This is a genomic window from Flavobacterium pedocola, from assembly GCF_053764385.1.
Window position 1 is genome coordinate 78,338 of sequence record NZ_JBSNCR010000003.1, and the last position, 18,941, is coordinate 97,278.

Consider the following 18,941-nt stretch of genomic DNA (forward strand, 5'->3'; position numbering starts at 1 on the left):
TATGCTTAAGAATATCGCTTTCCTTTTATTGTTGCTTTTCGCAACGACAGGCTTTTCGCAAAACACTTCTGACAAAACAATTTATCTGGATTCTTTAGGAAATGAAGTCTCGAAGGAAAGTCACAGTTTTTATCGGGTAATTAAAGACTATGAAAAGGAAATCCCGACCTATTTTATTCAGGAGTTTTACAAATCCGGCGCCATCAAAAATTCGGGAAACTCAACAAGAAAAGAATACATCATCAAAACCGGTGAATGGCTGCATTTTTACGAAAACGGAAATAAGAAAACCAGTATCTCGTATGGTGAAAAATCAAAACCTGTCGGAAAAGAAACCAACTGGTATGAAAACGGCAGTTTAAAAAGCGAAGAAGAATACATCGAAAACCCTCCCAAACCGGACTTCCAGAAAAAGATGCTGAACTTCTGGGACAAAAACAAAAAGCAAACCGTTAAGGACGGTAACGGCTATTGCAGCAACCAGAATGATGAGGAAACCTCCGAAGGTACATTCAAAAACGGATACAAAGACGGAGAATGGAAGGGCAAAATCCTTAAAACAACTTATAAATACTTCGACACATACCAGGAAGGTGTTTTCGTTTCCGGGTATACCATCAACGGTGATAATGCACGGACAGACTACACACTACTTGAAAAACAACCGAGACCGAAAAGTGGTTATGAAGATTTTTATGCTTTTGTAGGTGAAAATTTCACCTATTCCGATGAAGCCTTCAAAAAAAACATAAAAGGTAAAGTTTTAATCGGGTTTATTGTGGACAAAGAAGGTAACCTTACTGATTTCAGGGTTCATAAAAGCCTGCACCCGGATTTGGATCAGGAAGCTATCAATGTAATTTGGCGCTATGGCAAATGGCTTCCGGGCGAACGTCGTGGAAGAAGAGTCAGATATTCCTTTGCTTTACCATTGGCACTTCAGGGCCGCTAAGAACATTTTTCTGAACGATATACCTTTCAATATTAGGAAATAAATCCTATCTTTAATTCCGTAAAAAAATCTTTATGGACATCAATCAACATGAAATGTATGAATACGCAAGACAACGCTTGCGTCAGAAAAAACATTTGTATTTCCATTTTGTCCTGTTTTTCGTAGGAAGTATTTTCATGGTCGTAGCCAACAAACTTCTTAACGTAAAACCTGAAACAAACTGGTATGCCTGGGGAATTACTATTTGGGGTTTTCTGTTTGTATTACATTTTATAAGGGTTTTCATTACCGACAGTTTCATGAACAAGAAATGGGAACGTGCCCAAATTGATAAATTAATCCTGAAACAGGAACGCAAACTTGAGCAACTCGAAAAAGACCTGAATCAGAAAAACAATACTACTTCATAAATGATTATCTTAATTGCTGCCGCTGCAGAAAACAATGCCCTGGGAAAAGACAACGACCTTATCTGGCATTTACCGGATGACTTCAAAAGGTTCAAACAACTTACCACCGGCCATTACATCATCATGGGAAGAAAAACCTTCGAAAGTTTTCCCAAACCGCTTCCCAACCGCACCCATGTAATCATTTCACGTCAAAAAAACTACGCGGCTCCAGAGGGCTGCATTGTAGTGAGTTCTCTTGAACAGGCTCTTACTGCTTGCCCAAAAGAAGAAAACATATTCATCATCGGAGGCGGGGAAATTTACAGGCAGTCAATGGAAATCGCAGACTGTATTGAATTGACAAGGGTTCACACGGCTCCGGAAGCCGATACTTTTTTTCCGGAAATCGATTCGCAGGATTGGAAACTGGTGTTTGAAGAATTTCACAACAAAGATGAAAAACACCAATTTGACTTTACTTTTCTAACCTACAAAAAGGTATAAACGAAAAACATCCCGATAATAATTTACCGGGATGTTTCAACTAACAAACTAAAAATGTTCCAAACTAACGGATTATTCGAGGGAAAGTACCTGAAAACATAAAATAAAAATTACTACTGCCAGCAATATTCCTGAAATGAATATTACCACATTAGCAAATTTTCGAGAATACATCTCAAAAAAGCCCTTAATACCAAATACCACAAAAGTACTAAAGACAAAAAAAACTAAAATTTCCAAAAACAAATTTAACCCAAAGAACGTTTGCGGCACCCCTGAACCAGCAGTCTCAAAAAAGAAACTACTGTTGACACTTTCCACAAGAACTAACGAGATTACTAGTGCCAGTAATACCCATTTTAGTTCCGTCATAAAAAGTTTGAACAACATATTAGCCTATTTGTAACTTAGATGTAAAGTTCTGCATAAAAAGAACTCTAATCAATCGCCAAAATCGTGTATTTTTAGCATCACCAAATTTGGTGATGGACCAATTTTAACTTCTACAATAAGCTTAAGAACTCATTAATTGAATATTAAATTTACAAACTAATTCAGAAGCTGATATCATAAAGATTATATTATCTTTGTATAAATTAATTTTATCGATGAACGACAACATTACGCCATACAAAGACTCTAATCTTGGCAAAAAAGAGCAGGTTACACAAATGTTTGACACTATTTCAGGCAATTATGATGATTTAAATCGTGTAATCTCCTTTGGCATTGATGTAAAATGGCGTAAAAAAGTGCTTCAGTTGGTAACCGAACAAAAACCGGATAGCATACTCGATATTGCAACCGGAACCGGCGACCTTGCCATACTGATGGCTAATACCGGTGCTCAGAAAATAGTCGGTCTTGATATTTCTGCCGGCATGCTTGAAATCGGTAAAAAGAAAATCGCCGAGCGAAAACTTGACAACCGTATTGAAATGGTTTTGGGGGATTCAGAAAAAATTCCTTTTGAAGACAATTATTTCGACGCCATCACTGTTGGTTTCGGCATCCGTAATTTCGAAAACCTGGAACTGGGCCTCTCCGAAATCCTTCGCGTATTGAAACCCGGCGGCCGTTTTGTCATTCTTGAAACCTCCGTACCTACTAAATTCCCTTTTAAACAAGGGTATTATATCCATACCAAATTCATACTCCCGCTTATCGGTAAATTATTTTCCAAAGACAAAACCGCCTACTCGTATTTGTCGGAATCCGCTTCTCATTTCCCTTTTGGTGAAGCGTTAAACAATATTTTACGAAAAGTTGGGTTTATAGATGTAAAACACTTGCCTCAAACCTTTGGAGTAGCAACCATTTATTCGGCTTCAAAAAAATAGTATGAGAAAATTATTTGTTTTACTTGTCTTTACAGTATCGTTAAACGGTTTTTGTCAAAAAAGCCTGGGGATGTTCAGCAAGGATCCGATTGTCAACCTGGAAAATTTCGACAAGCAACGCGTGCATTGGGGCTATTATCTGGGCTTTAACAGTTATGATTTCAAATTTGACTATATAGATGTAGACAAAGATATCGAAGTACAAACCACTACAGGTTTCAATGTGGGATTGATCGGGAATCTTCGTCTGATGGAATATATAGACCTGCGTTTTGAACCCGGCTTATATTACGCCCAGCGTAACCTGACCTATCCGAATATCACAGACCAGTTCGACCGCTTACGTGAGGTAAAGTCAACCTATATTCATTTACCGCTCTTGCTGAAATTCTCCTCCAAACGAATCGGTAACTTCAGACCTTACTTGATAGGAGGCTATTCACAGTCGATGAACTTAGGAAGTAATTCCAAGTCCAAAGATGACAACTACAACGAACGTTTCCGTATGAAAAGAATGACCAGCAATTATGAGGTTGGTTTCGGAGTTGATCTTTATTTTGAATACTTCAAATTCTCTCCGTCCATTCGTGGTGTTTTCGGTATTGAGGACGAGTTGATCCGTGACAACAATCCGGACAGCCCGTGGACCGGAAATGTTTCATCCATGAAAACACGCGGTGTGTTTATCAATTTCGCCTTCCATTAAGAAGCCGTTTCACTGTCGCTAGCGCTCGAGTCTTCGGAACTCACTTAGGACGATTGCCGTCGCGGTAGCTACATTTAAACTTTCCGTTTGCTGCAACTTCCCAAACCGGGGAATGGAAATCCTGTGACTGCATAATTTCTCTACGGCTGTCGAAATGCCATTGGCTTCATTGCCCATTACGATTATTCCTTTTTGAGGCAAATCGGATTTATAAATAGTTGCCCCATCCATAAATGTTCCGAAAACAGGCAGTTTGGTTTTGGTTAGGAAAGACTCCAAATCAGTATACACTATATTCACCCTTGTAAGGGAACCCATGGTCGCCTGCACCACTTTCGGATTATAAACATCAACCGTTTCACCGGAACACACTACCTGCTCTACCCCGAACCAATCGCACAAACGCAGGATCGTCCCCAGGTTGCCGGGATCGCGGATATCGTCCAGCACCATTATCAGCCCTTCTTCTGAAACAGGTTTTTCCTGAGGCATTTCAAAAAGTGCCAAACAATTGTTAGGCGTGGTCAAAGCCGTTATTTTTTTCAACTCCGATTCCGTAATGGTCGAAATTTTACCCGACGGTACATTTTCAAAAACCGCATCCGTTACGAAAAGCTGCTGCAAAACAAAATTGGAATTCAGTAATTCCTGTATTACCTTTATCCCTTCAGCTATAAACAGCCCGTGCAATTTTCGGTACTTTTTTTGCTGTAGACTCGTTATTAATTTGATTTGGTTTTTACTAACCATAAAAAAACGTATTTTTGACTTACTATTGTAATCGCCTTGAAAAATAATTCATCAAAAATAGCACTATTTATCCTATTAGGTGCAATTTTATACTCCTGCTCCATTGTAAAAAGAGTTCCGGAAGGAAAACATCTTTTAACCAAAGCAGATATTGTGGTAAACAATGAAAAGCAAAAAGAGGAGATCCTGACCAATCAGCTTTATCAGAAACCCAACAGTTCCTTGGTATTGGGGTATCCCTTGCGTTTACACCTTTACAATCTGGCCAAACCGAATGCCGATTCCTCCTATCAGGCCTGGCTGGCAAAAAAACCAAACAGACATAAAAACCTGGCCAATTTACTTTCCGAAAAACAGGTACAACGTTTAGGGAAGTCATTTTTTGTGTCCGGGATGAGCAATTTTCTCAAAAAGAACGGCGAAGCGCCCGTAATCATAGACGAGACAAAAACCAAAAAATCCAAAAACCGCTTTTTGGCCTATTATTTCAACAAAGGTTTTTTTAACACCAAGGTAAATTACAAAATCGACACCCTTAAAAACAAGAGAGGTACGGTTCAATACGACATTATTACTGGCAAACCGTATATTTTAGACTCGATTTCATCCACGATAGAAACACCGGCACTGGATTCGTTATACCAGCAAATCAAAGGGAAATCCCTGATAAAAACCGGCAAACAATACGACTCAAAAGATTTTACAGACGAAAGAAAGAGAATTTCCGGTCATTTCAGAAACAACGGTGCTTATACGTTTCAGGAAACCTACATCAATTACGACATTGACACCCTTAACAGAAACTATAAGGCAAATGTCAATATCAATATTGAAAACCAAACCGTTAAAAAAGGAGATTCCTTGGTAAAAAAGCCTTTCAAGCTTTATAAAATTAGCGAAGTAAATATTTTCACCGACAACACGTCGAGCCGAAACATAGAGAAAGTAGCCGACAGTATTACCTACAACAATTTCAACCTATACAGTTCCGACAAATTAAACTATCGTCCAAAAGCCATTACGGATGCTATTTTTATCACCAAAGGAAGCAAATTCAGTGATAACCGCCGCGTACTGACCTCAAAAGCCATCAGTAACCTGAGAGTGTTCAACTATCCGTCCATCCAATATGTGGAAGACAAAAGAGACACCACGGGCACCTCGCTGATTACCAATATTTTCCTGACACCGAGAAAGAAATTCAACTTCAACATTACAGCGGATTTCATGCATTCCAACATTCAGGATTTTGGTATAGCCGGAAGTATGGCCTTATCGATCCGAAACATTTTTCGCGGGGCGGAAATTCTGGAAATCTCCACACGGGGTAATATCGGTGCTTCGAAAGACCTTGCCAATCCGAACGACGTTTTCTTCAACATTTCGGAATATGGTGCCGATGCCAAACTAAGTTTCCCGCGCATCTTTTTCCCGATAAAAACAGATAAGATCATCCCTAAAACCATGTTCCCGACCACTTTGGCCAGCTTTGGTGTTTCCCGACAGCAGAACATCGGTTTGGACAAGGAAAACTTCACCGGAATACTTAGCTACAACTGGCTTCCCAAGAAAAACAATTCCGCGCGATTTGACCTGTTTAATGTTCAGTTCGTCCGAAACCTTAATCCGGGGAATTATTTCAGCGTTTACAAATCGTCGTACAACACCCTGAATACCATTGCACAAATCTACAACACCGATCCCGACAACGTAGACAGCGAGGGAAACCTGACCATAGCCGAAGGTGGAACCGAGGGGTTTATCAGTGATGTCCTTTCCGGAAATACATCGCTTACGCCAAACAGTTCCGAATACAGTTCCGTTAAAAGCATAGAAGAGCGAAGAAGCAGATTAACCGAAAACAACCTGATTTTTGCCTCCAGTTTTACCTTTACGAAATCTACCAAAAAAGAATTGCTGGACAACAGTTTTTCCATCTTTAAAACCAAAGTGGAATCTGCCGGAAACTTTTTGTCACTGATCTCAAAAATAAAAGAAGAGCCGTTGAGTGCCAATGGCATGAAAACATTCTTGGATGTTGAATATTCACAATATGTAAAAACAGAACTTGATTTCATCAAACACTGGGATTTCGGTCACAAAACCGTATTGGCGATGCGCTCGTTTTTCGGAATTGCCATCCCTTACGGAAATTCGGAAAGCATCCCGTTTTCGCGAAGTTATTTTGGTGGTGGATCCAACGATAACCGTGGCTGGCAATCCTACGATTTAGGACCGGGACGAAGCGGCAGCGTGAACGATTTCAACGAAGCCAACATGAAGCTGGCCTTCAGTACCGAATACCGCTTCAACATCACCGGAAAATGGAACGGGGCACTTTTTGCAGATGCTGGTAACATCTGGAATACCATGGACAATGTCGATGACGAACGCTTCACTTTCAATGGATTCAAATCCCTTAAAGACATCGCTTTAGGAACCGGATTGGGTATTCGTTACGATTTCAACTTTTTCATTTTCAGAACCGATCTGGGCTTTAAAACCTACAATCCTGCCAATGAAGAAGACCGTCGTTGGTTTAAAGACATGCGCTTTGACAAATCGGTTATAAATATTGGAATTAATTATCCGTTCTAAGTATAGAAATTATTACTTTTGTCACCTATAATAAAATTACAACACAATGGCTCACAATATTAAACCCGGAGTAGCAACCGGAGATCAGGTTCAGGAAATTTTCAGATATGCGAAAGAAAAAGGTTTCGCTTTACCCGCTGTTAACGTAACCGGTTCCAGCACCATTAACGGTGTAATGGAAACCGCTGCAAAACTGAAAGCCCCTGTAATCATCCAGTTTTCCAACGGTGGCGCTTCATTCAATGCCGGAAAAGGCCTTTCAAACGAAGGACAGCAATCGGCTATTTTAGGAGCTGTTGCGGGTGCAAAACACATCCACACTTTAGCGGAAGCTTACGGAGCAACGGTGATCCTGCATACTGACCATTGTGCCAAAAACCTTTTACCTTGGATTGACGGCTTACTGGATGCCAGCGAAGAGCATTTCAAACAAACCGGAAAACCTTTGTACAGCTCCCACATGATCGATCTTTCGGAAGAACCGATTGAAGAAAACCTTGAAATTTCAAAAAAATACCTTGAGCGTATGAGCAAAATGGGCATGACTTTGGAAATTGAATTGGGTATTACAGGTGGTGAAGAAGACGGAGTAGACAACTCAGATGTAGACAGTTCAAAATTATACACCCAACCGGAAGAAGTAGCCTACGCTTACGAAGAACTGATGAAAATCAGCCCTCGTTTTACCGTAGCAGCAGCTTTTGGAAACGTACACGGTGTTTACAAACCGGGTAACGTAAAATTGACACCGGTTATCCTGAAAAATTCACAGGATTTCGTACAGCAGAAATTCGGTACGGGACACAATCCGGTGGATTTTGTATTCCACGGTGGTTCGGGATCAACCTTGGAAGAAATCCGTGAGGCTATTTCCTATGGCGTAATCAAAATGAACATCGATACCGACTTGCAATTCGCCTTTACAGAAGGAGTTCGTGATTATGTTAGCGACAAAATCGACTATCTGAAAACACAAATCGGAAACCCTGAAGGCGAAGAAGTTCCAAACAAAAAACATTACGATCCGAGAAAATGGGTTCGTGAAGGTGAACTTACTTTCAACAAACGATTAGAACAGGCTTTTGCCGATTTAAATAACGTTAATACACTTTAATTATGAGTTATGAATTATGAATTATAAGCCATACTTGTAACTCATAACTTATAACTTTTAACTCATAACTGAACAAATTATGGCTTGGTTTAAAAGAACAGAAAAAGGGATTCAAACCGCAACTGAAGATAAAAAAGACGTTCCGAAAGGACTTTGGTATAAGTCACCAACCGGAAAAATTGTAGATGCAGAAGAATTGGCAAAAAATCTTTGGGTAAGCCCGGAAGATGGTTTCCACGTGCGTATCGGCAGTAAAGAATATTTCCAGATCTTGTTTGACAATAACGAATTCAAAGAGTTGGATGCTAACATCACCTCAAAAGATACTTTAAAATTCGTTGACACTAAAAAATACAGCGACCGTTTAAAAGACGCGATGGAGAAAACCAAACTAAAAGACGCAGTGCGTACGGCAGTAGGGAAATCCAAAGGAAAAGATTTAGTGGTAGCCTGTATGGATTTCGCGTTCATCGGGGGATCGATGGGAGCTGTTGTGGGTGAAAAAATCGCTAGAGCCATTGATTATTCCATCAAAAATGAAGTACCGTTCGTGATGATTTCAAAATCCGGAGGTGCACGTATGATGGAGGCTGCCTACTCGTTGATGCAGTTAGCTAAAACATCAGCTAAACTGGCACAATTGGCAGAAGCTAAAATCCCATATATCTCACTTTGTACTGATCCAACAACCGGAGGAACAACCGCTTCTTACGCAATGTTAGGTGACGTAAACATTTCTGAACCAGGCGCTTTGATCGGATTTGCCGGACCACGTGTAGTAAAAGACACTACCGGTAAAGAATTACCAGAAGGCTTCCAGACGGCCGAGTTCGTATTGGAGCATGGTTTCCTGGATTTCATCACGCCAAGAAAAGAGCTTAAAGACAAAATCAACTTATATCTGGATCTGATTCAAAACCAATCCATTCGATAAAACAAAATCCCGATTCATCATCGGGATTTTTTATTTCCAGACCTGCCAAAAATATCTTGCAAAAAGGTATCCCAAAAACAATCCGGAATCTCTATTTTTACGAAAATCTTTCCTGATGTTTGCGAAAATAAAAACCACGGTACTCTTTATTGTATTGCTCTTCTTCAGCCAAAACCTGTTGGCGGATGCTACCCCATTCAAAAGAAGGTTAACCATAAACCTTGACATACAACATTCAAAGAAGGATGCAATTCAAAAAGTATGCATACTGGAGCATTTCGAAGGCAAAATAAAGGATAGTATTTGCGGTTGCCATGGATCAACCTGCCTGGTTCTGGAAGACAAAACCATCAGCATTTCAAGAAGTGTCCCTGAAGATTTCAGGCTTTTTTTCCTAATCGGCGGTAAACAACGGATTAGCCCCGTTTTAAACAAAACCGGTTCTGATTCGTTAATTGAATTAAAAATAACGGATAATGAAATCATAGAAACCACTCCTTTTTTCAGGGTTCCGTTTGATGACTACTTACTGGCGTTTTCTTTAACCATTTTGTTCGAGCTACTTTTCGGCTGTGCTTTTTTCATCAAACACAAAATCAAACTTTCCAATCTGAAGTTTATATTGCTTTGCAACCTGATTTCGCATCCTTTGTTATGGCTGAGTTGTTCTTATTTAATCGGATGGGATTTATTTCTTATACCGGCTGAAGGAATTGTAACTCTTTTTGAAGCGGTTTTGCTTTACTGGCTTATAAAACCAAAATTAGCCTTCCAAACATCGTTTCTCCTAAGCGTAATACTCAATGCGGCCAGTTTTATTTTCGGAGGAATTCTTTATTTGATTTTGAGTTAAATTGTTTTATTACAGAAATCCAAAACTACATCCCGCTTCTGATCGCCTCTACCGGATCCAGTTTCGAAGCAGCTATGGCCGGGATAATTCCTGAGACCAAACCGATAAAACCTGCTAGAGAAGTTCCGATCATGATGTTGGAGAAGCCAAGGACGAATTCAAAATCGAGGGCTTTGGTAAGTATCATGGCAATAATCCATACCAGAAGCATCCCAACAATTCCGCCGATTACTGAAAGTATGATGGCCTCGAACAAAAACTGAAACAGGATGAAACGGTTTTTAGCCCCCAACGCTTTTTGGATTCCGATCAGGTTGGTACGTTCTTTTACGGAAACGAACATGATATTGGCGATTCCGAAACCACCCACCAATAAGGAAAAACCGCTTATCGCCCAACCGATCCCGTTCATTTGCCCGACTATATTATCTACCGCGTCGGTAAACCCGGAAAGTACGTTGATAAAAAAGTTGTTTGGCTCGCTGATTTTCATCCCTCTGCTGGTGCGGATTTTTTGAGCCAATTCCCCTTTAAACTCATCCATATCAATTCCTTTCTGCGGCTTGATGGTAATAACCGGAGTCAGGAAATCCGTATTGTCCCCATAGAGTCGGCGGACAAAATTACACGGAAAGTAGGCGCGGGTATCATTACTCCCGAAAACGGTTTCCCCTTGTTTTTCCAATACACCAATCACCTGAAAACGTTGCCCGTACAAACGCACCTCTTTTCCAAGCGCATTAAAATTCCCAAACAGGGTTTTAGCCACTTCATAGCCGATTATAATTACAGGAGAACCGCCATTCGACTCGGCTTCGCTGAAAAAACGCCCTTCATCGATTTTCAGGGCTTCGATTTGTTCGGATTCATTGGTACACGGCACTACTTCGATACCGCTGGCGGTTTCTTTCTCGTATTTGATGCTTTCCCTTTTGGTAAAATACATATAGGCAATATTCTCTATATCGTTCATATTCTTCTTCAGATACAGGAATTCATCGTATTTTACATCGGGATACTGCCCAATTTTCCATTGCGGAATATCGGTAGGGGCAAACGAAAATTTCATTAAGTAGACCGTGTTTTTATCCAAACCGCTCAAATCGTTTTTGATTTTACGGTCCATGGAATCCACGGCGGCCAAAACGGCGATAATGGAAAAAATTCCTATGGTCACGCCCAACAACGACAACAAAGTACGCAACTTATTGTTTCGCAAAGCATTAAGTGCAAACCCAAGACTTTCTTTTAAAAGGCGTACATATAACAAGGTCGTATTTTGCTGACTCATGGAATTTTTCTTTAACGTTACCCAACGGGCTTTCCTGAATAAGTGTGAAAGATACTCAAAATGTTACAGAAATTCAAGACAAAAATTCCTTAGCCCCGGTTGTAGCGGCATCCTTTTTTCAGGGTTTGAGGCTTCCGAAATACCCTGGGAAAAGATACAGCGGAAGACGGGAAAACAGCTCCCAAATAAGCACAGAACCTCCGCTCCGAAAAAACTCTAAAAACTATGTTATAATCATTTGATTGTTAAGCCTACAATGACTATTTTTGCACCTCAAAAAAAACAACAACACAATGAGCACTGCAAAAACCATTCAATCGGCCTTAATTTCGGTATTCGACAAAGACGGATTAGAACCTATCGTTAAAAAATTACACCAGCACAACGTAACCATTTATTCAACAGGTGGTACGGAAGAATTCATCAAGAGTTTCGGTATTCCGGTAGTGGCGGTGGAAGATGTAACGTCTTACCCTTCTATTTTAGGTGGCCGTGTAAAAACGCTTCACCCGAAAATTTTCGGAGGCATTTTGAACCGTCAGGACCATGAAGGCGATGTGGCACAGATGGAAGAATTCCAGATCCCGCAGATTGATTTAGTGATTGTAGACTTGTACCCTTTTGAAAAAACAGTTGCTTCCGGAGCAAGCGAAGCCGACATTATCGAGAAAATCGATATCGGTGGTATTTCACTAATCCGTGCCGCAGCCAAAAACTTTAAAGATACCGTAATTGTTCCGTCGGTAAACGAGTATGCTCTTTTCCTTGAGATGATCACTAACGGAAACGGCGCAACTACTCTAGAAGAAAGAAAAGTATTGGCAACCAAAGCGTTCCATGTTTCTTCCCATTATGACGGTGCGATTTTCAACTATTTCAACACCGACGAAACGGTTTACAAAGCAAGTATTGACAACGGACAGGTATTACGCTACGGGGAAAACCCACACCAGAAAGGTTTCTTCTTCGGAGAATTCGATAAAATGTTCACCAAATTACACGGTAAAGAACTGTCATACAACAATTTATTGGACGTTGATGCTGCCGTAAACCTAATCAACGAGTTTAAAGGCGCTAACCCTACGTTTGCGATTTTAAAACACAACAACGCTTGTGGTTTTGCCACAAGAAACACAGTTAAAGAAGCGTATTTAGATGCTTTGGCAGGGGATCCGACTTCAGCTTTCGGTGGCGTTTTGATCTCGAATGCAAAAATCGACGAGGCAGCAGCGGAAGAAATCAACAAGTTATTCTGTGAAGTAGTAATTGCTCCTGCTTACGATGAAAAAGCGATTGCAATTTTAGAAGAAAAGAAAAACAGAATCATCCTGATCCAAAACGAGGTGGAATTACCTACAAAACAAGTACGCACTTGTCTTAACGGTTTGTTAATTCAGGAAAAAGATAATATTACAGACAATAAAGAGCATTTAAAAGTCGTTACCATTACAGCTCCGACAACACAGGAAGTGGAAGACTTATTGTTTGCCTCTAAAATCTGTAAACACACCAAATCCAACACCATTGTTTTTGCCAAAAACGGACAACTGTTAGCTTCCGGAACCGGACAAACTTCGAGAGTAGACGCATTGCGTCAGGCTGTTGAGAAAGCCAATTCTTTCGGATTTGACCTAAACGGGGCAGTAATGGCAAGTGATGCTTTCTTCCCTTTCCCGGATTGCGTGGAGTTAGCAAAAAATGCAGGAATCACCGCTGTAATTCAGCCGGGAGGTTCCATTAAGGACGAATTGAGTATCAACTATTGTAACGAAAATAAAGTTTCGATGGTATTTACGGGAATTCGTCATTTTAAACATTAATTTTACTATTTTTGTAAGCTAAATATTTATAAACGAATTAACCCCTTTGTAAGGTATGGGATTTTTTGATTTCATGACTGAGGACATCGCGATTGACCTTGGTACCGCTAATACGCTGATCATCCATAATGATAAAGTAGTTATTGACAGCCCTTCCATTGTTGCCCGTGACCGTATCTCAGGAAAAATCATTGCTGTAGGTAAGGAAGCTAACATGATGCAAGGTAAAACCCATGAGAACATCAAAACCATACGTCCGTTAAAGGACGGGGTTATTGCTGACTTCGATGCTTCGGAGAAAATGATCAGCATGTTCATCAAAAGTATTCCAGCTTTAAAGAAAAAAATGTTCACGCCGGCGCTTCGCATGGTCGTATGTATCCCTTCCGGAATTACCGAGGTGGAGATGCGTGCGGTAAAAGAATCCTGTGAGCGTGTAAACGGTAAAGAAGTATATCTTATCCACGAACCGATGGCTGCGGCTATCGGTATCGGGGTAGACATCATGCAGCCGAAAGGAAACATGATCGTCGATATCGGTGGAGGAACCACTGAGATTGCGGTAATCGCGTTAGGTGGAATTGTTTGTGACAAATCGGTTAAAATTGCCGGGGACGTGTTCACCAACGACATCATCTACTACATGAGAACCCAGCACAACCTTTTCGTTGGGGAAACCACTGCTGAGAAAATCAAAATCGCTATTGGAGCTGCCACGGAAGACCTTGACACACCACCAGACGAAATGGAAGTACAAGGACGTGACTTGTTAACCGGAAAACCGAAGCAGGTAAACGTATCCTACCGTGAGATTGCCAAAGCGTTAGACAAATCCATTCAGCGTATTGAAGATGCGGTTATGGAAACCCTATCCCAAACGCCTCCGGAATTAGCAGCCGATATTTACAACACCGGTATTTATCTTGCAGGTGGAGGGTCGATGCTAAGAGGATTGGACAAACGAATATCCCAAAAAACAGACCTACCGGTTTACATTGCGGAAGATCCTTTAAGAGCCGTAGTACGAGGAACCGGAATGGCACTGAAAAACATTCAAAAATACAGAAGTATTCTTATCAAATAACGAATAATACATGCAGCAAATAATTAATTTTATATTTAAAAACAGCCTTCGATTGCTGTTTTTGCTGCTTTTAATTACCTCGTTAACACTGTCGATTCAATCGCATTCCTACCACAGAAGCAAGTTCGTGAGTTCCGCAAATGAGGTGACCGGGGGTGTGTACCAGAGGATCAGCAATGTAAAGGAATATTTCAGCCTTCGTTCGCAAAACGACAACCTTGCCAAAGAGAATGCTTACCTGAAACAATTGCTGTACAACAAACCGGACACGGTGATTGCCTCTACGGAATTGATCCCGGCAGGATATGAAGACATCAAAGTAATTCAGTCGAAGGTAATCAACAACACTTTCAACGTTCACGAAAACTACCTGACCATTAACAGCGGTTCTAAAGACGGCATCAAAGTAGACATGGGCGTGGTAAACAGTTTGGGGATCGTCGGCATCGTAGAAAAGACTTCAAAAAATTTCGCCACAGTGCAGAGTGTCCTGAACGTGAAATCGGAAATCAATGCCAAGATCAAGAGCTCCAATCATTTCGGCTCCCTGCGTTGGGACGGAAAGAATGTCGGTTATGCCCAATTAATCGATGTTCCGAGACTGGCCACGGTTAAAAAAGGCGACACTATCGTAACGGGAGGCCGCTCCGTTATTTTCCCGGAAAACATCCCAATTGGAAAAATCGACAAGGTCTATATCGACAAAGTCACCAACTATTACACCATCAGCATACGATTGTTTAATGACATGACCAATTTAGGACACGTTTACGTGATTGAAAACGTGAAACGCAAAGAAGTCATCCAACTGGAAGAAGAAACGAAAAAGAATGAATAGCACACTTATTCTAAATATTTTCAGATTTGTAATCCTGCTTGCCCTTCAGGTTGCTGTTTTTAATAACATCAATTTTTTGGGGTACATCAATCCTTTGCCGTATATCCTTTTTATCATCCTTTATCCGGTAAATGGAAACCGCGCAGGACTTTTGGTAGCCAGCTTCCTTTTAGGTTTGGCTATGGATATGTTTTGTGATTCAGCAGGTTTCCACGCCACAGCCTGTCTGATTTTAGCCTATGCCCGTCCTTCCATTTTCCGTTTTGCCTTTGGTATCAGTTATGAATATCAGACGGTTAAAATTGCGGACAAACTTTCACCGGAACGTTTTACTTTCCTGTTAATTGCGATTCTTATTCATCATTTTACTTTATTTTTTCTTGAAATTTTCAGATTTAATTTCTTTTGGGAAATATTATTACGAACTTTACTAGCAACAGTATTCACTTTAGTACTTTCTATTATAACGCTATATCTGATTAAGCCAAGCAAACGATGAGAAAAATTCTTTTACCCGGGTTAATACTTGCAGCCACGGTTCTTATTCTGGCAAGGCTTTTTTATTTGCAGATTCTTGACGATTCGTACATTAAAAAATCCGATAACAATGCCATTAAAATTGTATACGATTATCCGGAAAGAGGCTATATGTACGACCGTAACGGTGAATTGCTGGTAGCCAATCAGCCTTCTTATGATATCATGGTAATCCCCAAGGAAATCAAAAATCTTGATACCCTTGAGTTTTGCACTATCCTGAACATCTCCAAAGAAGAGTTCGACAAAAAAATCCAGAAAGCTATTGTTTACAGCCCTCGACTGCCCTCGGTCTTTTTACCACAGCTGAACAAAGTAGAATATGCCGCTTTTCAGGAAAAAATCAGAAAGTACAACGGTTTTTACATACAGAAACGTTCCCTTCGTGATTATCAGGTAGAAGTGGGTGCTAACATTTTCGGCTATATCGCTCAGGTAAACGACGCCATCATCCAAAAAAAGCCTTACTACAAAAGTGGGGATTTGATTGGAATGCAGGGGATTGAAAGCGAATACGAAGAAATCCTGCGCGGGGTTAAAGGGGTTAAATACCGCCAGCGCGACCGTTTCAACAAAGACATCGGCTCGTACAAAGAAGGCAAATACGACACCATAGCGGTTCAGGGCAAAGACATAACCCTTACCATCGATGTGGAACTGCAAAAATACGGCGAAGCCTTAATGAAAAACAAACGCGGCGGAATCGTGGCCATCGAACCCAAAACCGGTGAAATCTTGGCTTTGGTTACCGCGCCATCCTATGATCCGGCTATTTTGGTTGGACGCGAACGCTCGAAAAACTTTACAACTTTATACAACGACACCATTTCCATGCCTTTGTTCGACAGAGGTTTATTGGCCGAATACCCTCCAGGTTCGCCTTTTAAAATCCTAACAGCCTTAATTGGCTTGCAGGAAGGCGTAATCGATGAAGAAACCCAATTCAGCTGTCATGGAGGATTTTCATACGGTCGTGGTGCTTTCATGCGTTGTCACTGTGGTGGCGGGGTTCGTAACCTGCATGTGGGGATATACAAATCCTGTAATGCCTATTTTGGTAATGTTTTCAAATTGACTATTGACAAATACCCTAAACCGCGTTTTGGTGTAAACGCCTGGAGCAGTCATATGAAGAGTTTTGGCCTTGGTGAGTTTATGGGTTATGATTTACCACCCGGGCGAAAAGGACACATTCCAACCTCGCAATATTATGATCGTTGGTATCCTAGCGGTGGCTGGAAAAGTTCGACCATTATTTCAAACTCGATTGGTCAGGGGGAAGTCCTGATGACACCGATGCAATTGGCCAACATGATGGCAACCATTGCCAACGAAGGGTATTACTACACCCCTCACATCATTAAAAAAATAAAAGGACAGGAGATTGACAAAAAATTCCGGACCAAACACATAACGACTATTGATAAGCAATATTTCAAACCGGTAATTAACGGATTGTTTGACGTTTACAACCTGGGTACTGCTTATGGATCCCGCGTGGAAGGCATCGAAATATGCGGAAAAACCGGTACAGCGGAGAATTTCACCAAAATAGACGGACACAGGGTTCAGTTACAGGATCACTCCGTGTTTGTGGCCTTTGCGCCAAGACAAAATCCTAAAATTGCTTTAGCGGTATTGGTTGAAAACGGGCATTATGGGGCGACCTGGGCGGCTCCTATGGCGAGTTTAATGATCGAAAAATACATCCGAAGAGACACCATCACAAGGGTAGATCTTGAAAAAAGAATGCTGAACGGCAGTTTACAGTTTGAATATGAAAAAGTAACCAATGGTTATTATCTGGTTCCTAAAGACAAACGCGCCGAATTAGTTGCCAAAAACGAAGAAGAGAAAAAAGCAGCAGAAGAAAAGAAAAAGGAGAAAAAAGACAACTCCGATAAAAATAACGCCAATATTAAAGCCACGACAGTGGAGCAAAGAAAAAAGGCCGATAAACGATGAAAAACCAAAGTGTTGTAAATAACATCGACTGGATCACGGTAATTATTTATACTATCCTGGTAATCATGGGATGGATGAATATTTATTCCGCTTCATTGCCTATTGAGGAAACATCGATTTTTGACATGAGCCAGACCTATGGCCGTCAGATGCTTTTTATCTTCCTTACCATTCCTTTGATTTTCATTATTTTATCGATGGAAGCCAAGATTTTCGAAAAGTACTCCACCGTCTTTTATATCATTGGAATTCTCTCATTATTAGGACTTTTTGCCTTTGGAAAAACCGTCAAAGGACAAACCAACTGGTACCAGTTCGGGGGCTTCGGTTTTCAGCCTTCAGAATTTGTTAAAACAGCCACAGCCTTATTGCTGGCCAAATTGGTGAGCGACTCGCAGGTCAATCTAAAAAAATTCAACCATCAACTCTTTGCGTTAGGGGTTTTCTGCTTTCCGGTTTTACTGATTTTGATGCAGCCGGACGCCGGAAGCGCCATGATCTTCCTTTCCCTGATTCTTGTATTGTATCGCGAAGGATTGCCGAGCTGGTATTTATGGACCGGTTTCCTCGGCGCTGCCCTGTTCATTTTAGCACTGATTGTCAAACCGACTTTCCTGATCGGATTTGCCGCATTGGTAATGATCATCCATTTCATTTTCAATACCCGGATTACACGAAACCCGATCATTTACGGCATCATCTTTATCATGATTTCCGCCATGGTTTTTTCAGTGGATTATGTGTACGAAAACGTATTGGAACCTCACCAGAAAGACCGTATCAATGTATTGATTGGTGAAGATGTCGATATGAAAAAAGAAGGCTACAACCTGAACCAGTCCATGATTGCTATTGGTTCCGGAAGCTGGCTGGGCAAAGGCTATCTGGAAGGCACACAGACCAAAGGAGGTTTCGTTCCCGAACAGCATACCGATTATATATTCACTACCGTTGGGGAAGAATGGGGCTTTGTTGGCGCCACTGTGGTTATCGGCTTATTCGTTTTATTATTTCTCCGCCTGATTCATTTAGCGGAACGGCAGAAAACAAAATTCAGTCGGGTGTACGGCTATTGTGTGGTGTCGTACCTCTTCATGCACTTCTTTGTGAACATCGCCATGCTGATACGAATGTTCCCCACCATCGGGGTTCCGTTACCCTTTTTCTCGTATGGAGGCTCCAGTTTATGGGCGTTTACCATTTTATTGTTCATCTTCATAAAAATGGATGCCAACAAAGTAAACGAGTGGTAAAACGCAT

At 40.9% G+C, this 18,941-nt stretch carries 18 protein-coding genes; 15 read left to right on the forward strand and 3 right to left on the reverse strand.

The genetic code is table 11. From position 1 onward, the window contains the following. The first annotated feature begins 1 nt into the window (after position 1). The 3 genes from ACWPKD_RS07385 (at position 2) to ACWPKD_RS07395 (ending at position 1,851) form a co-directional block, all read left to right on the forward strand. On the forward strand, positions 2 to 952 hold the full coding sequence (locus tag ACWPKD_RS07385; protein WP_455412042.1) for a TonB family protein: 951 nt from the start codon (positions 2 to 4) through the stop codon (positions 950 to 952). Between the two features lie 74 nt (positions 953 to 1,026). Then, positions 1,027 to 1,365 (forward strand): 2TM domain-containing protein, encoded by a 339-nt coding sequence (locus tag ACWPKD_RS07390; RefSeq protein WP_455412043.1) that lies wholly within the window; start codon positions 1,027 to 1,029, stop codon positions 1,363 to 1,365. Beyond that, positions 1,366 to 1,851 carry a dihydrofolate reductase gene (locus ACWPKD_RS07395; protein WP_455412044.1) on the forward strand — a complete coding sequence of 162 codons (486 nt, stop codon included), beginning with the start codon at positions 1,366 to 1,368 and terminating at the stop codon, positions 1,849 to 1,851. It abuts the gene before it with no gap. Positions 1,852 to 1,923: 72 nt separating this feature from the next. On the opposite strand, the gene ACWPKD_RS07400 is transcribed toward ACWPKD_RS07395, so the two are convergent. Further along, on the reverse strand, positions 1,924 to 2,223 hold the full coding sequence (locus tag ACWPKD_RS07400; RefSeq protein WP_455412045.1) for a hypothetical protein: 300 nt from the start codon (positions 2,221 to 2,223) through the stop codon (positions 1,924 to 1,926). Positions 2,224 to 2,459: 236 nt separating this feature from the next. Here ACWPKD_RS07400 and ubiE point away from each other — a divergent pair, with 236 nt between their 5' ends. Both ubiE and porT read left to right on the forward strand, forming a co-directional pair. Then, positions 2,460 to 3,191 carry a bifunctional demethylmenaquinone methyltransferase/2-methoxy-6-polyprenyl-1,4-benzoquinol methylase UbiE gene (gene ubiE, locus ACWPKD_RS07405; RefSeq protein WP_455412046.1) on the forward strand — a complete coding sequence of 244 codons (732 nt, stop codon included), beginning with the start codon at positions 2,460 to 2,462 and terminating at the stop codon, positions 3,189 to 3,191. 1 nt (position 3,192) lies between these two features. Further along, a complete protein-coding gene (gene porT, locus ACWPKD_RS07410; protein WP_455412047.1) occupies positions 3,193 to 3,897 on the forward strand; it encodes a type IX secretion/gliding motility protein PorT/SprT in 705 nt (234 codons plus the stop codon). 18 nt (positions 3,898 to 3,915) lie between these two features. Here the strand turns inward: porT and ACWPKD_RS07415 are convergent, their stop codons facing one another. Further along, complete coding sequence (locus ACWPKD_RS07415) at positions 3,916 to 4,647, reverse strand: TrmH family RNA methyltransferase (RefSeq protein ID WP_455412048.1); 732 nt, start codon at positions 4,645 to 4,647, stop codon at positions 3,916 to 3,918. Between the two features lie 36 nt (positions 4,648 to 4,683). On the opposite strand from ACWPKD_RS07415, the gene tamL reads away from it, so the two are divergent. From tamL to ACWPKD_RS07435, 4 genes are all read left to right on the forward strand, one after another. Beyond that, positions 4,684 to 7,245 carry a translocation and assembly module lipoprotein TamL gene (gene tamL, locus ACWPKD_RS07420; RefSeq protein ID WP_455412049.1) on the forward strand — a complete coding sequence of 854 codons (2,562 nt, stop codon included), beginning with the start codon at positions 4,684 to 4,686 and terminating at the stop codon, positions 7,243 to 7,245. Positions 7,246 to 7,291: 46 nt separating this feature from the next. Next, entirely contained in the window at positions 7,292 to 8,359 is a 1,068-nt protein-coding gene (fbaA, locus tag ACWPKD_RS07425; RefSeq protein WP_455412050.1) for a class II fructose-bisphosphate aldolase, read from the forward strand. 79 nt (positions 8,360 to 8,438) lie between these two features. Continuing rightward, positions 8,439 to 9,293, forward strand: coding sequence for an acetyl-CoA carboxylase, carboxyltransferase subunit beta (gene accD / locus ACWPKD_RS07430; RefSeq protein ID WP_455412051.1), 855 nt, complete (start codon positions 8,439 to 8,441; stop codon positions 9,291 to 9,293). Positions 9,294 to 9,408: 115 nt separating this feature from the next. Next, complete coding sequence (locus ACWPKD_RS07435; RefSeq protein ID WP_455412052.1) at positions 9,409 to 10,146, forward strand: hypothetical protein; 738 nt, start codon at positions 9,409 to 9,411, stop codon at positions 10,144 to 10,146. Positions 10,147 to 10,171: 25 nt separating this feature from the next. Here ACWPKD_RS07435 and ACWPKD_RS07440 read toward each other — a convergent pair whose 3' ends face one another. After that, positions 10,172 to 11,437 carry an ABC transporter permease gene (locus tag ACWPKD_RS07440; protein WP_455412053.1) on the reverse strand — a complete coding sequence of 422 codons (1,266 nt, stop codon included), beginning with the start codon at positions 11,435 to 11,437 and terminating at the stop codon, positions 10,172 to 10,174. A 293-nt stretch (positions 11,438 to 11,730) separates the two neighbouring features. On the opposite strand from ACWPKD_RS07440, the gene purH reads away from it, so the two are divergent. From purH to rodA, 6 genes are read left to right on the forward strand one after another with little or no spacing between them, the layout of a single operon-like run. Beyond that, entirely contained in the window at positions 11,731 to 13,257 is a 1,527-nt protein-coding gene (gene purH / locus ACWPKD_RS07445; RefSeq protein ID WP_455412054.1) for a bifunctional phosphoribosylaminoimidazolecarboxamide formyltransferase/IMP cyclohydrolase, read from the forward strand. A gap of 55 nt (positions 13,258 to 13,312) precedes the next feature. Then, positions 13,313 to 14,341: a rod shape-determining protein gene (locus ACWPKD_RS07450; protein ID WP_455412055.1), complete on the forward strand. Its 1,029-nt coding sequence runs from the start codon at positions 13,313 to 13,315 to the stop codon at positions 14,339 to 14,341. A gap of 10 nt (positions 14,342 to 14,351) precedes the next feature. After that, positions 14,352 to 15,179 carry a rod shape-determining protein MreC gene (mreC, locus tag ACWPKD_RS07455; protein WP_455412056.1) on the forward strand — a complete coding sequence of 276 codons (828 nt, stop codon included), beginning with the start codon at positions 14,352 to 14,354 and terminating at the stop codon, positions 15,177 to 15,179. Then, entirely contained in the window at positions 15,172 to 15,678 is a 507-nt protein-coding gene (locus ACWPKD_RS07460) for a rod shape-determining protein MreD (protein ID WP_455412057.1), read from the forward strand. Before mreC ends, ACWPKD_RS07460 begins: the two co-directional genes overlap by 8 nt. Further along, positions 15,675 to 17,681: a penicillin-binding protein 2 gene (mrdA, locus tag ACWPKD_RS07465; protein WP_455412058.1), complete on the forward strand. Its 2,007-nt coding sequence runs from the start codon at positions 15,675 to 15,677 to the stop codon at positions 17,679 to 17,681. The genes ACWPKD_RS07460 and mrdA overlap by 4 nt, the downstream gene beginning before the upstream one ends. Further along, on the forward strand, positions 17,678 to 18,934 hold the full coding sequence (gene rodA / locus ACWPKD_RS07470) for a rod shape-determining protein RodA (RefSeq protein ID WP_455412059.1): 1,257 nt from the start codon (positions 17,678 to 17,680) through the stop codon (positions 18,932 to 18,934). The genes mrdA and rodA overlap by 4 nt, the downstream gene beginning before the upstream one ends. Positions 18,935 to 18,941 lie beyond the last annotated feature (7 nt).